The organism is Curvibacter sp. AEP1-3, assembly GCF_002163715.1.
In the GTDB taxonomy this organism is placed as follows: domain Bacteria; phylum Pseudomonadota; class Gammaproteobacteria; order Burkholderiales; family Burkholderiaceae_C; genus Allorhodoferax.
The window spans coordinates 1,946,842-1,960,429 of the sequence record NZ_CP015698.1 but is presented as its reverse complement, the minus strand read 5'-3'; the positions used below and the strand labels follow the sequence as shown (position 1 = coordinate 1,960,429).

12 protein-coding genes are annotated in these 13,588 nt (G+C 61.9%); 6 read left to right on the top strand and 6 right to left on the bottom strand.

Annotated features, from left to right (window positions below; translation table 11 throughout):
- The first annotated feature begins 5 nt into the window (after nucleotides 1-5).
- From AEP_RS09065 to AEP_RS09055, 3 genes are read left to right on the top strand one after another with little or no spacing between them, the layout of a single operon-like run.
- A complete protein-coding gene (locus tag AEP_RS09065) occupies nucleotides 6-884 on the top strand; it encodes a carbohydrate ABC transporter permease (RefSeq protein ID WP_087495083.1) in 879 nt (292 codons plus the stop codon).
- 30 nt (nucleotides 885-914) lie between these two features.
- A complete protein-coding gene (locus tag AEP_RS09060; protein WP_087495082.1) occupies nucleotides 915-1,769 on the top strand; it encodes a carbohydrate ABC transporter permease in 855 nt (284 codons plus the stop codon).
- Between the two features lie 3 nt (nucleotides 1,770-1,772).
- Nucleotides 1,773-2,849 carry an ABC transporter ATP-binding protein gene (locus AEP_RS09055; protein WP_087495081.1) on the top strand — a complete coding sequence of 359 codons (1,077 nt, stop codon included), beginning with the start codon at nucleotides 1,773-1,775 and terminating at the stop codon, nucleotides 2,847-2,849.
- Nucleotides 2,850-3,509: 660 nt separating this feature from the next.
- Here AEP_RS09055 and AEP_RS09050 read toward each other — a convergent pair.
- The 4 genes from AEP_RS09050 to AEP_RS09035 are packed head-to-tail and all read right to left on the bottom strand — an operon-like array spanning nucleotide 3,510 to nucleotide 7,643.
- Entirely contained in the window at nucleotides 3,510-4,886 is a 1,377-nt protein-coding gene (locus AEP_RS09050; RefSeq protein WP_232459967.1) for a sensor histidine kinase, read from the bottom strand.
- The gene (locus AEP_RS09045; protein WP_087495080.1) at nucleotides 4,883-5,584 is read right to left on the bottom strand and encodes a response regulator transcription factor; all 702 of its coding nucleotides are present in this window, start codon (nucleotides 5,582-5,584) and stop codon (nucleotides 4,883-4,885) included. Before AEP_RS09045 ends, AEP_RS09050 begins: the two co-directional genes overlap by 4 nt.
- 48 nt (nucleotides 5,585-5,632) lie before the next feature.
- A complete protein-coding gene (locus tag AEP_RS09040; RefSeq protein WP_087495079.1) occupies nucleotides 5,633-6,934 on the bottom strand; it encodes a multifunctional CCA addition/repair protein in 1,302 nt (433 codons plus the stop codon).
- Between the two features lie 25 nt (nucleotides 6,935-6,959).
- Nucleotides 6,960-7,643, bottom strand: a complete 684-nt coding sequence (locus tag AEP_RS09035) for a glutathione S-transferase family protein (protein WP_087495078.1) — start codon at nucleotides 7,641-7,643, stop codon at nucleotides 6,960-6,962.
- Nucleotides 7,644-7,773: 130 nt separating this feature from the next.
- Between AEP_RS09035 and AEP_RS09030 the strand changes: the two genes are divergently transcribed.
- Together AEP_RS09030 and AEP_RS09025 are read left to right on the top strand one after the other, a co-directional pair.
- Nucleotides 7,774-8,661 (top strand): transporter substrate-binding domain-containing protein, encoded by an 888-nt coding sequence (locus tag AEP_RS09030; RefSeq protein WP_087495077.1) that lies wholly within the window; start codon nucleotides 7,774-7,776, stop codon nucleotides 8,659-8,661.
- The gene (locus tag AEP_RS09025; protein ID WP_087495076.1) at nucleotides 8,651-10,498 is read left to right on the top strand and encodes a sensor domain-containing diguanylate cyclase; all 1,848 of its coding nucleotides are present in this window, start codon (nucleotides 8,651-8,653) and stop codon (nucleotides 10,496-10,498) included. The genes AEP_RS09030 and AEP_RS09025 overlap by 11 nt, the downstream gene beginning before the upstream one ends.
- Nucleotides 10,499-10,522: 24 nt before the next feature.
- Here AEP_RS09025 and AEP_RS09020 read toward each other — a convergent pair whose 3' ends face one another.
- A complete protein-coding gene (locus AEP_RS09020; protein ID WP_087495075.1) occupies nucleotides 10,523-12,523 on the bottom strand; it encodes a lytic transglycosylase domain-containing protein in 2,001 nt (666 codons plus the stop codon).
- 9 nt (nucleotides 12,524-12,532) lie between these two features.
- On the opposite strand from AEP_RS09020, the gene AEP_RS09015 reads away from it, so the two are divergent.
- Nucleotides 12,533-13,132: a 5-formyltetrahydrofolate cyclo-ligase gene (locus tag AEP_RS09015; RefSeq protein WP_087495074.1), complete on the top strand. Its 600-nt coding sequence runs from the start codon at nucleotides 12,533-12,535 to the stop codon at nucleotides 13,130-13,132.
- A 49-nt stretch (nucleotides 13,133-13,181) separates the two neighbouring features.
- Here AEP_RS09015 and AEP_RS09010 read toward each other — a convergent pair whose 3' ends face one another.
- The gene (locus AEP_RS09010; protein ID WP_087495073.1) at nucleotides 13,182-13,583 is read right to left on the bottom strand and encodes a TfoX/Sxy family protein; all 402 of its coding nucleotides are present in this window, start codon (nucleotides 13,581-13,583) and stop codon (nucleotides 13,182-13,184) included.
- Nucleotides 13,584-13,588: the final 5 nt, after the last annotated feature.

The window sequence follows — 13,588 nt, the reverse complement described above, 5'->3', positions numbered from 1 at the left end:
GACTTATGAAAACCCTTGAAAACATCCTCCCCAAGCTGGTGATTGCCCCGGGCTTTGTGCTCGGCTTCGCCTTCATTTACGGATTCATGATCTGGAACGGCATCCTGTCGGTCACCGGCTCGCGCATGCTGCCCAACTACGAAGAGTTCGTGGGGCTGGAGCAGTACGTGCGCCTGTGGGAGATGGACCGTTGGTACATCGCCCTCAAAAACCTCGGCATCTTCAGCGTGTTGTATGTGGGTGGCTCCATGATCCTGGGCATGGCCTTGGCGATTTTTCTGGACCAGAAAATCCGTGCCGAAGGCGTGCTGCGCACCATTTACCTGTACCCCATGGCCTTGTCGTTCATCGTGACCGGCACTGCCTGGAAATGGATCTTGAACCCCAGCCTGGGTTTGGAGAAGTTGGCGCACGACTTCGGCTGGACCAGCTTCAGCTTCGACTGGCTGGTGCAGTCTGACACCGCCATTTACTGCGTGGTGATTGCCGGCATCTGGCAGTCCGCGGGCTTTGCCATGGCCTTGTCGCTGGCCGGCCTGCGCGGCATTGACGACAGCATCATCAAAGCCGCCCAGATCGACGGCGCATCCTTGCCCCGCATCTATTGGCGCATCATTCTTCCTATCCTGCGCCCCGTGGTGTTCTCCACCGTGCTGGTGTTGTCGCACCTCTCTATCAAGAGCTTTGACCTGGTGATGGCACTCACGTCTGGCGGCCCCGGCTATGCATCTGACGTGCCTGCCACCTTCATGTACGTGATGAGCTTCACCCGCGGCCAGATCGGTCTGGGTGCCGCCAGCGCCACCATGATGCTGATGTTCGTGGCGGCCCTCGTGGTGCCGTATCTGTACAGCGAATTGCGCACCAAACCTCACGACCGTTAATCCACGACCGTACCACCACGATCGCACCCTATGTTGTCTAAAAACCTACCCCGCATCCTTATCTACGGTACGTTGCTGTTGGCCGCCTTTTTCTTCCTGGCGCCGCTGTACGTGATGTTGGCCACCTCATTCAAAGATGCCGAGCAAATCCGCTCCGGCAACTTGCTGAGCCTGCCCACCTCCCTCAATTTCGAATCCTGGCAACTCGCCTGGTCCAGCGCCTGTACCGGTGTGGACTGCCGCGGCTTGCAGCCTTACTTCATGAACTCCATCATCATGGCGGTGCCCGCCGTGCTGATCTCCACCGCCTGGGGCGCCATCAACGGCTACGTGCTGAGCATGTGGAAGTTCAAAGGCAGCGAGGTGCTGTTCGGCTTCATGTTGTTCGGCGTGTTCATGCCTTTCCAGGTGGTGCTCCTGCCCATGAGTCAGGTGTTGGGTTACCTGGGCCTTTCCAGCTCGCTGGGTGGCTTGGTGCTGGTGCACTGCATTGCCGGCTTGGCTGGTACCACGCTGTTCTTCCGCAACTACTACACCGCCATCCCCAAAGAGCTGGTGAACGCTGCGCGCATTGACGGTGCCGGTTTCTGGCGCATCTTCTTCCGCATCGTGGTGCCCATGTCCACCCCGATCCTGATGGTGACGCTCATCTGGCAATTCACCAACATCTGGAATGACTTCCTGTTCGGCGTGGCCTTCAGCGGCGCGGACAGCAAGCCCATCACTGTCGGCCTGAACAACATGGCCAACACCTCCAGCAGTGTCAAAAGCTACAACGTCGACATGGCTGCGGCCGTGATCGCAGGTCTCCCCACTATGTTGGTCTACGTACTGGCAGGTCAATACTTCGTTAAAGGTCTCACCGCTGGCGCGGTGAAAGGATAAAAAATGGCAGCTTCTCTCCAAATCGCAGGCATCCGCAAAGTTTTCGGCAAGGGCGACAAAGCCGTTGAAGTCCTGAAAAAGATCGAAATCGACGTCGCCCCCGGCGAGTTCCTGATCCTGGTCGGCCCCTCCGGCTGCGGCAAGTCCACCTTGCTCAACATCATTGCGGGCCTCGAAGAACCGTCCGAAGGCGAGCTGCGCATCGCCGGCAAAAACGTGGTGGGCGTAGCCCCCGCACAGCGCGACATCGCCATGGTGTTCCAGAGCTACGCGCTGTACCCCACCATGAGCGTGGCCGACAACATCGGCTTCGCCCTGGAAATGCGCAAGGTGCCCGTGGAAGAGCGCAAAAAGCGCATTGCTGAAGTGGCCGCCATGCTGCAAATCGAACACTTGTTGGACCGCCGCCCCGCGCAGTTGTCTGGCGGTCAGCGCCAGCGTGTAGCCATGGGCCGTGCTTTGGCACGTGACCCCCAACTCTTCCTGTTTGACGAGCCGCTCTCCAACCTGGACGCCAAGCTCCGCGTAGAAATGCGCGCTGAAATCAAGCGCCTGCACCAGGTGTCCGGCATCACCAGCGTGTACGTGACGCACGACCAAATTGAGGCCATGACCCTGGGCAGCCGCATCGCAGTGATGAAGGACGGCATCCTGCAACAGATCGGCACACCCGACGACATCTACAACCGCCCGGCCAACACCTATGTGGCCACCTTCATCGGCTCGCCCACCATGAACCTGATCAAAGGCCATGTGGAAGTCCCCGGCGCGCAAGGCCGTTTTACTTTCAACGGCAGCACCCTGGAGCTGGCGACCCCTGCCACTGGCGACGCCACCTTGGGCGTGCGTCCTGAACATATTGAATTGGTCACGGGCGACACCGCTTGGCGCGGCGAAGTGGCAGTGGTGGAACCCACTGGCGCTGACACTTACGTGGTGGTGCAAACCTCCGCGGGCGAAGTGACCGTGCGCACCGCCCCGAGCGCATCCTGGAAAGCCGGCGACCAAGTCGGCCTGCGCGTAAACCCAGCGAACACCAACTGGTTCAGCACCGCGACGGGTGTGCGTTTGGACGTGTAAGGCTTCTAGGCCTTAATGAAAAAACCGGGCCGCCCGATCAGGGGAGTCCGGTTTTTTCTATGTCTGCAAAAGACTGTTAGGAGACATTCCCAGTGCTCCAAAGCGGTCGCTCAAAGGGATAGCAGGAAAGGGCTGGAAGCGGTTATCGCTGAGATGGGCAGGGAAACCAAAATCCAAGGGCATCAGCAACCGCTGGCATCGCCGGACCATCAATATCAAATAGGCCCTGATCCACGCCCACTTCAGCAGCTAATAGCGCGGCGCTTTCGTTTGCAACGTCAGTCCGTCCTTTAGGTGGGCATACGAGATGCTTCGCCCGAAGCGATTTGTATGACGCCAAGATGTAGTTATCAAACTGCTTTCGAGTATTCGCGTCCCCACTTCGCCATTCGGCTAACTGCCGAGCACTGGCTGGATAGCTCGCTGGTCCAGCAACGGCACAAAAGCAGGATACACAGAATAGTACGCAGACAGAATACTTCATACGGAGTTTGCAGAATTTCAATGACTGCTTAGGGAGGGAGTTGGGATTATCTGCATCAATTGCAAAGGTCTGCTTCCGCGGCGTAGCCGATTGTGGAGCGTGGTATGTGTCGTGTAAATCACCCAAATGGGTGAGTACATGCAATGACTGCTTCCGCTGCATAGCTGCCCCCACCATCACCCCTGCAACGGCAACTGCAACCGAATCGTCAACCCATGCGGCAATGTCGTCTGCGCTGTTGCCGTGCCGTTATGCCGCCGTGCAATTTCCGCCACGATGGACAGTCCAAGGCCACAGCCGCCGGGCAGTTCGCTGGCGCGCCAGAAGCGTTCAAACACCCGCTCCAGCTGCTCACCAGAGACGCCGGGGCCGGTGTCTTCCACATCCAGCCAGCAGAAGCCATCGTGCACCGTGGTGCGCAGGGTGACGACGGCGCCTTTGCCGGCGTAGCGCAGGGCGTTGTCGATGAGGTTGCTCAGCACTTCGCGCAGCAGCAGTTTGTCGGCGGGCACCATGACGCTGTCTTCGCCTTCGTAACCCAAGTCCACGCCAGCCGCCAAAGCGCGGCGCGTCCATTCGCGGGCCACTTCGCGCGCCAGCGACGCGGCATCCACCGGGACCAGGCTCACCTCCGCCTCCGTGCGGGCCAAAGACAGCAGCTGGTGCACCAAGTGGGCGCTGCGTTGGGCGCCGGTGTGCACTTTGGTCAGGCGCTGTTGCAAGGCCTCGGGGTCTTTCTCTTGCATGGCCAGTTCGGTCTGGCTGATCAGGCCGGCCAGCGGAGTACGCAGTTGGTGGGCGGCGTCATTCAAGAAGCGCTTTTCCTGGCTCAAGCTGCGGCGCAGGGTGGTGAGCAGCTGGTTCAGCGTGTTAGCCAGCGAGTGCACTTCTTCCGGCGCCTGCGTCATCTCGATGGGCGAGAGTGACGCCATGTTCCGGTTGGCCAGCTGCGCTTCCAGTCGCTCCAGTGGAGCCAAACCGCGGCGAATACCCTCGTACACCAGCACGCTGAGCACGGCGCCCAAAATCAGCAACGGGAAGAGCACATCACGCACCAGCTCCCGGGCAATGCGTTGCTGCGCTACCAGGCTCTTGGCCACCTGCACCCGCATGCGTTGGTCGGTGAAACCATCGCCAAAACTCAGGTCGATGGAGGCCACGCGCATGGGCCGGCCATCCATCACCACTTCGTAGAGCACGGGCTCGTTGTCGGCGGAGTACAGGTCGGGCGTGCGCCCGGGGATTTTGGTGTTGCCCAGCAAGAAGCTACCGGGCGGGGAGGACACCATGTAGGCCACGCGGTCGTCCGGGTCTTGTTCGATGATGTCGCGCGCCGCACGCGGAAAGTCCACCAGCAGGCCGGAGCCCATGGGCTTGACCTGCCTTGCCAGCGAGCGCACCGATTGCGTGAGCGACTGGTCAATGGTTTTCTCCGCATAGGCCAGCGCCACGCGGAATGCCAGCACGCCACCCATGAGCCACAACACCAGCTGGGGCAGCAGCAACCAGATCAACAACTGCCGCTTGAGCGAGAAGCGCGCAGGGCGGCTCACGGAGTGTCCGATTCGAGCATGTAGCCCAGGCCGCGCACGTTGCGGATGTTCAAGCCGCTATCGGTGAGCTTGCGGCGCAGGCGGTGCACGTACACCTCCAGCGCGTTGGAGCCGGCGGCGCCGCCCTCCAGCGGAGCGGTCTGCCAGACGGACAACACGTCTTCCCGGCCGACGACCTGCCCCATGTTGTTGACCAGCAGCGAAAGCAAAGACCATTCGCGGTGGGTGAGCTCCATCGGGTCATCGCCCAGCCACGCCAGGGGCAGTACCGGGTCCAGACGCAGGTTGCGGCTGTGGGTGCTTTGCACCTCCAGCGAACCACCGAATGCGGGCAGGCGGGAGCGGCGCAGCATGGCCTGCAGGCGGGCCAGCAGCTCGGCCATGTTGAAGGGTTTGGTGAGGTAGTCGTCGGCACCGGCGTTCAGGCCTTGCACGCGGTCGTCCACGCCATCGCGCGCGGTGAGGATGAGCACCGGCAGCGCGGCCAGGCGCTGGCGTATCCATTGCAGCACGGCAATGCCGTCCACGACCGGCAGGCCCAGGTCCAGCACCACGCCGTCAAAGCGGGTGGACTCCAGCAGGCCTTGGGCTTGCGCGCCGTCGCTGGCGCTGCTCACGCTGTGGCCGGCGTGTACCAGCTGCGCGCACAGGCCGTCGCGCAGCAATTCATCGTCTTCAACAATCAGTAAATGGGCCATGCTTGGAGCATACCAAGGCAAGCCCCGCCGCTGGCAGCGGAACAACCCTCAGGCAGTGATGGCAGCCGGCAGGCCAGCGGCAATGGCCTCAGCGCGGGCGGTTTGGATGAATTGACCTATCTTTGGGCCGGTGGCGCCCATGGATATTGCGCGAGCAGCTATGGAGTCTGTAGCAACTGCCAGTGCGAGGTCTAGCGCCTGCCCCAGCCGCTGGGCTTGGGGGTAGGGCGCATCGTGCAGCCCGAGGCGGCCTTGGGCATCGCACTGGCAGGCCAGCAAGGCGGCGCGAAAGCGCTCAGGCTTGCGGATGGCGTCGCAGCGCTCCAGGAGGCGCAGCAGGGAAGCAGCGTTGAGCGAGCCGCTGCGGTGGATGTTGCCGTGCTCGCGGGCGACTACGTCGGCCAGCTCGGCACAGTCGTTGGGCACGCGCAGCCGCTGGCAAACGGCTTTGAGCAGGCGGGCGCTGCGCTCCTCATGGCCGATGTGGCGGGGCAGCACGTCTGCGGGCGTGGTGCCTTTGCCCAGGTCGTGGCCCAGGCAGGCAAAGCGCACCGCCAGCGGCGCATCCAGCTGGGCGGCGCGGTCCAGCACGAGCATGACGTGCATGCCCGTGTCCACCTCGGGGTGGTGCTCGGGGCTTTGGGGTACGCCCCAGAGCCGGTCCAGCTCAGGCAGCAGGCGCCTCAGGGCGCCGCAGCTGCGCATCACTTCAAACATGCGGGAGGGCTGGGCTTCCATCAGGCCTTTGGCGATCTCTTGCCACACGCGCTCAGGCACCAGGTGGTCCACCTCGCCGTCTTCCACCATGGTCTGCATCAGGGCGGTGGTCTCAGGTGCAACGCTGAACTCGATAAACCGCGCCGCAAACCGGGCCACACGGAGGATGCGCACCGGGTCTTCGCGAAAGGCAGGCGTCACATGGCGCAGTACACGCATCTGCAGGTCTGCCTGCCCGCCGAAGGGATCAACAAGATCTTTTGGGTCAAAAGTGCCATTGACGCCCGTAGAATCTGCGCAAGCAGCTATGGAATTGATAGTAAGGTCGCGCCGGGCCAAGTCTTCTTCCAGCGTCACATCCGGTGCGGCGTGCACCGCAAAGCCCTTGTAGCCGGGCGCGGTTTTGCGCTCGGTGCGGGCCAGGGCGTATTCCTCTTGAGTGCGGGGGTGCAAGAACACCGGGAAGTCTTTGCCCACGGCGAGGTAGCCCGCATCCAGCATTTGCTGCGGGCTGCTGCCTACAACCACCCAGTCGCGGTCTTTCACCTCCAGGCCCAACAGCGCGTCGCGCACGGCACCGCCCACCAGAAAGGTGCCGGTGGCGTGGGAGATGGTGGACGAGCTGGCGGGCATGGAAGGCGCGGGTTGAGGAAGTGGCTCAGCGTTGCAGGCGGTAGGGTTCTTCAAAGTCCAGAAAATCTTTCTCTGCCAGCGCGCCGGTGATCCAGGCCTGCACACCGGGAAGGGCCAGCACGCGGGACACATAGGCACCCACCACCGGACTGACCGGCAAGCCATACGTTTTGAGGCGGGCGCAGACGGGCGCGAAGTACGCATCCGCCACTGAGAACTGGCCGAACAACATGGGGCCGCCATACTGGGCCAGCAGCTCTTCCCACATGGCGCTCAGGCGGGCCACATCCGCACGCACGGAGGGCTTGTCGCGCCAGATCAGGGCGCCGGTTTCCAGCAGGGTGGCCTCGATGTTCATGGGGCAGTTGCTGCGCAGGCCGGTGAAGCCGGAGTGCATCTCGGCGCACACGCTGCGGGCCCGTGCACGGGCGGCTTTGTCGGCGGGCCAGAGCTGCAGGTTGGGAAACTCTTCGGCCACGTACTCGGCAATGGCCAAGGTGTCCCAGACCGCGAGGTCGCCATCAACCAGCAAAGGCACCTTGCCGGTGGGGCTGAGTTTGGAGAGCGTGGTTTTGAATTGCGACTGGCTGTCGAAGGAGTCGAAGCGGACCATGACTTCTTCAAAATCGATTCCGGCCTGCTTCAAAAGCACCCAAGGGCGCATGGACCACGAAGAATAATTTTTGTTACCGATGTAGAGCTTGATCATGCGCAATCCTTGGTCAAAACGTCATGCTAGCACCGCCTGTGGGGGCTAGGCGCGCGGCGGGGCCGGTCCTATACTGACTTCAAGGACTCGGACACTGCACTCCAGCAGACACAACGAGAGGGACACAACCATGGCGCACACCACAAGCTCTTGCCGGCGCACCTTCTTCGGGCTGATGGCTTTTTGCCTGGGCATGCTGCATGGCGCAGTGGTGGCACAAACCATCCGCTTTGCGCCTGAAAGAGATTACGCCCCCTTTGTCAGCGCCGGGCCTGCCGGGCAGGTGCAAGGCCTGTCCATCGATGTGCTGGACATCCTCAAGCCCCGTTTGGGGGGCGACGTGCAGGTGCTGTCTGCAGACAATCTTGCGAACATCTTGCAGGCGGCGCGCCGTGGCGAGGTAGACCTGATTTCCTCCTTGCGTCCCACCCCGGAGCGGGCCGAGTTTTTGGCCTTCACGGAGCCCTACGTCAAAGTACCCGCCGTGTTGGTGGTGAGGCAGGGGCCGGTGCCTCCAACCCTGAAAGACCTTGCTGGCCGTTCGGTCGCAGTAGGTAAAGGCTATGCCGTGGAAAGCTTTGTCCGCGCCACCTACCCGCAAGTGCGCTGGGTCGCAGTGCCCGATGATGTGGCCGCGCTGCAAGGCTTGATGCGTGGTGACGTAGACGGCGTGGTGGCGGATGTGGCCAGCGTGAGCGATGCCACCCGCCACAGCGGCATACGCGGTGTGCAGGTGGTGGAGTCGCTACCGTTTGAGTACGAGCTGAGTTTTGCCTATCGCAAAGAGTTGACAGGGCTGGGCGATGCCTTGAATGCCGGCCTCAAGGACATCACGCCCGCTACCCGTCAGGCGCTGCTGCGCCGCTGGATAGACACCGAGACCCTAACTTATGAAGACCCGCGGCTGACCTGGGTGCGCAAACTGGCCATGGTGCTGTCGGTGCTGGCACTGGTCATGGTGGGGGTGTGGCGCTTGCGTGCCAAACGCACGACAGACAGGGGTGCGGATGGTCTTTGACGTCCAGCAAACCGGTGCCATGCGGCCCCGTGCGCGCAGCGGGCGGTGGATGCTGCTGTGGGCAGGCGTCTGCGCAGCAATGGGGCTCTTGTCGCTCATGGTGTCCGACGCGCGGCCGGGGCAGGTCATCATCTGGATGGCCAACCCGGTAGGGGCAGTGGCTTTGTTGCGCCTGCAGCGTTCGCAGTGGCCTGCCATGTTGGCTGCTTTGTTTGTGGCAGTGTGGGTGACCCACATGGCGTATGTCTGGGGGGCAGGACCAGAGTTTCAAGCGTGGATCAGCCCCACGACGATGGCATGGCGTGCCGCCTTGGACGTGCCGGTGCACTTGTTGGAGATGATGCTGTCTGCCGTCATGTTGGACCGCATCCGGGCATTGGAGCACGCCGGAGATCGGGCGGCAGTGCAAGGCGTGGTGCTGCTGCGTGCGGCCTTGCTGCCTGCAGCCGTCCTCGCGCCTCTGGGGGGATTGGCCTGGATAGGTGTGGCGGGTGGAGATTGGCATGTGATGGCGCTGAACTGGTTCGTCGGCCACACCATAGGCACCGTTGCAGCCCTGCCCCTTGCACTGTCGGTGGCAACCAAACGGCCCCGCGTGGCGCTAGAGCGGATCACCGAGCCCATGGCCATGGCCATGTTGTTCGGCAGTGTGGCTGTCACGCTGTGGGCAGGTACGAGCCTGCCCAAGCCCTTTGTGATCATGGTGGCCCCAGTGGTGTGGATGGCCATGCGTTCGACCCTGGTAGCCACCTTCACCGCCAACTTGCTGGTCGCCGCCAGCATGGCTGCACTGATCCGCTATGGCGTGCTGCTGCCTCCGCCGACCTCCAGTTGGTGGGGCGATGCCTTGTTCTATTTGTCGGTATTGGCCACGCTCTTGCCGGGCTTGTTTCTGGCTGTGATGTCTGAAGGGCAGCGCCAGGCTTTGCGGATACTGGCCGACAGTGAGGCGCGGGCCCGGGACCTTTACTTTCAGACTCCGGCCATGTTGCATTCGATTGATGCGCAAGGACGCATCGTGCAGGTCAGCAAGTTGTGGCTGGACACGCTGGGTTATGGCGAGGCAGATGTGTTGGGACGGCATGTGGCCGACTTTATGGATCCGGCCTCCGCGCGCAAAGCACGCGAGGTGGTGATCCCTGCCGCCGCGCGCGATGGCCGTTGCGACAACATCGAGTACCAGCTGTGTCGCCGCGATGGCACGCTGTGCGATGTGATCCTGTCTGCCATCTGGGAATACGACGAAGCGCACCAACCTGTGCGCAGCCTTGCGGTCTTGCAGGACGTGACGGAGAAAAAGCGGCTCGAAGCCCGCAGCCACTTTGCCGAGCATGACGCCCTGACGGGTCTACCCAACCGGGTGCTCTTGCAAGACCGGCTCAAGATGCTTTGCGCGCACTACGGCCGGCATAAAGGGGTCTTTGCCATCGGGTTTCTGGACCTGGACCACTTCAAAGAGGTCAACGACAACTATGGCCACGAGTCGGGAGATTTGCTTTTGAAAGAAGTCGCCCGCAGGTTGCAGGGCACTTTGCGCGCGGCTGATACGGTGTGCCGCCTGGGCGGCGACGAGTTTGTCATGATTTTCAGCGCAGTGGAAGGCCGGACGGAACTCCAGGCGCTGGCTGCCAAACTGATGGCCGCCATTGCCGCGCCTTGTATCTTGGGCGAGGGGCCTGACGCACCGGTGGTGCAGGTTTCAGGCAGCCTGGGACTGGCGCTTTTTCCTGAGCATGGCTCGGAGCCCCAGCTGCTGCTTACGCATGCGGACCAAGCCATGTATGCCGCCAAGCGCAGCGGGCGTAACCGCTGCGAGTTTTACCGAGGTACGGCCTGAGACCCTGGAGTTTCTCTCGGGATATTAAGGCAAGTCGAGCCCTGCCTCCGGGCTGGTGGCATCACGCGGCCCCACGTTGCCCAGTCTGGCTTTCAGGGATTGGGGTTGACCTGTGATGAGCGCCGCGTACAACGTGGTGTTGGCCAGCACTTTTTTGACGTAGTCCCGGGTCTCTGAGAAAGGCACGTTCTCGGCCCAGATGGCAGCTTCCAGCACAGGGCTGCCCGTCTGACCGCGCCAGATGCGGGGGCGGCCGGGGCCCGCGTTATAGGCTGCTGCTGCCATGGGCATGGAGCCGTTAAAGCTGTCGAGCACCAGCTTCAAATACCCGGTGCCGATAGCAATATTGGTGTCTCGGTCGGTAATCTGGTGACTCTGGAAGTCGCTGAGCCCGATTTTTTTGGCGGTCCACTTGGCAGTCGCGGGCATGACTTGCATCAGACCCGCAGCGCCCACGCCGGATTTGGCATCGGTGATGAAGCGGCTCTCCTGCCGGATCAGACCGTACACATAGGCCGGATCGAGGCCGATAGTCTGGGTGCGCGCCAGCACCGCGCTCTTGTGCGGCATGGGGTAGCGTTGGTCGATATCGACCATGCCTTTGGTGCGTTCGCTGGTGTTGATACAGCGGTCCCACACTTCGGCCTTGCAGGCCAGGTCGGCCGCGGCCAGGAGCGCGCGATCGTCCAATCCGCCACGGTTGTGCAGGTTGGTGCTGTAGTTCCATTCGCGCACGCCGTCGCTGCGCAGGCCGATGGCGATGGCATGGAGTGCACGGGCCAGGCCGGGGTTCTTTTTGGCCTGATCTTTTTCTTCCAGCGTCAAAGGTGCGGGTTTGGCCGGCACCACAATCTTTTGCCCCAGTTCCTCCAGGGCCAGCATTTCATAAAAGCCCTTGGTGCCGGCGATGGATTCGAGCAGCGTCTGGCTTTCCATCTTGGCGGTTTCGACATTGTTGCGTTGAGCCAGCGCGCGGGCGCGCCAATAGACCCAAGTCGAGTCGTTGCGCAAGGAATCCGGCATGGCGGCAATCGCATCCGCCACTTGGCTCCAGCGACCGGCCCGGAGCGCGGCGCGTGCGGCCCAGACCAAATGGTCTTCGTGCATTTGTGCAAATTGGCCTTTGGCAAAGGTAGCCGGTGCCTCGTCCGAGAGCTTTTGCGCCAAGCGCTTGCCGATGACACCCCAGACCCAGCTGCGTTCTTCCTGGTTGAGCTGGGCTTTCCAGCGCATTTTTTCGATCTCAACAGCTGCACTGTCCGGGTCTATATAGGCCAGCCGGATCAGTGCGAGCGATACAAATTCGCGCGTCTGTGGACGCAGCGCGGTGACTTTGTCGTTCAGGTACTTGGCCGGCGTGCTGTAAATGGTGTTGACGGTTTTGACGTAGTCGCTGTCCAGTGCCGCAACGGCTTGTGTGGCCACACGCAAGCGGTCATTTTCCATGCCCAACCGTGCCCGGACCCATGCGCTGTGCGCGCTGAGCTTTTTGTCTTTGACCAGTTGGGCAGCCAGACCGCCGCATGCGTCGTCGGCTTCTTTCTGTCCCCACCAAACAGGTTCCAAGGCACCGGCTACATCGGCATTGCGGGTGCTGTAGTCTGCCCACAGCGCATAGCAACGCACGGATTTGTCGTCGTTCATCCGGTAGAGCGGGTACTCGCGCCCGAATGTGTCCCAGTCGCGGTTGCGGCCGAGTTGAAGCAGCCACTCAGCGCGCAGGCGGTCTTCCTGGTAAGTGCCGTTGTAGCGATTCAGATAGTCTTGAATTTCGGACTTGCTGGCCTCGTCAAGTCGGGCAGAGAGTTCCCAATACGCGGCCCATGGTTCCAGGATGTAGCCCTTCATCGAGGGCAAGGCAGCGCTCAGGCGTTTGCGGTCCCGGTTTTTGTAGGCTTGGGCCAGGTCCAGAATGGTCTCATCGAGACGGGTGATATCGCGCCCTTGCGCGTATGCTGAAGTGAAAGTGGGGGACATCAGGGCGCCGCACAGGGCCAGTGATGTCAGAATGGCTGAAAACTGCATGTGGGGATTATGGACAACTCGGACGACAGCAAAGCTGCACAAAAGAAAGCCCTTCGCAAGGCCCTGTTGGATCAACGTCTGGCGATGCCGGATCGACTACAGCGTGCCGATCTTTTACAACGCGTGATGCGCATCTGGTTGGTAGGCCGGCCGGATGCGGTGATCGGTGCCTATTGGCCGATCAAAGGCGAGTTTGATCCTTTGCCCGCCTTGCACCGCTGGAAAGAAGACGGTGAGCTGATCGATCAGCCGCAGCCGCGCCGCATCGGCTTGCCGGTAGTGAACCGCGCCCACAAGACCATGACCTTTCATGCTTGGTATCCCGGTTGCCCGATGGAAGAGGATGCCTATGGCATTCCCAAGCCCAAAGACACCGAGCTGATCGTGCCAACCCTGCTGTTTGTGCCCTGCGTGGGCTATGGTCCCGGCGGGTACCGCTTGGGCTATGGCGGCGGTTTTTATGACCGCATGCTGGCCAGCTTGAGCCCGAAACCCTTTACGGTAGGTTTGGGCTTTGGCACCGGATTTGTGGATGATTTTGAGCCGGAAGCCCACGATATGCCGCTGGATGCCATCCTCAACGACCACGGAGTGGTTTGGCCGGTGTAAAGGTGTCCCCACGCTCCACCGCTGTGCGGGTCGCTGCCCCCCGAGGCGGCTAAACCGGCTTGGGGCGGCCCGGCACCGATTTTTTCCTGGCCTTGGCCGATGGGGGTTTCCGGGCTGCAAGCGCCGCTTGCCAGGCGAGCTGTGCCCAATCCCGCATCAAGGCCGGTGACTCCATGGCGTCGGCAGGGGCGCTGTAGTAATTCATGCCACGTGGCTCGCCTTTGGCGGTGTAAACGAAGCGTTTGCAGCCCTCCGCTTCATAGATGGCACGGTTGTCGGCACTGGCTTTGAGCCACAACGTGTCGCCATCGCCCAGATCCGCGATCACGGCCACCGTCAAGCCATCGCAGCTGATGCCCCAACCACCAAACATGCGTTTGGCGTGGCAGGGTCCCAGGCTGGCCAATAGTTCGCAGCAATAGTCGGCAAATCCGGAGTCGGTGGTGCTCATGGTGA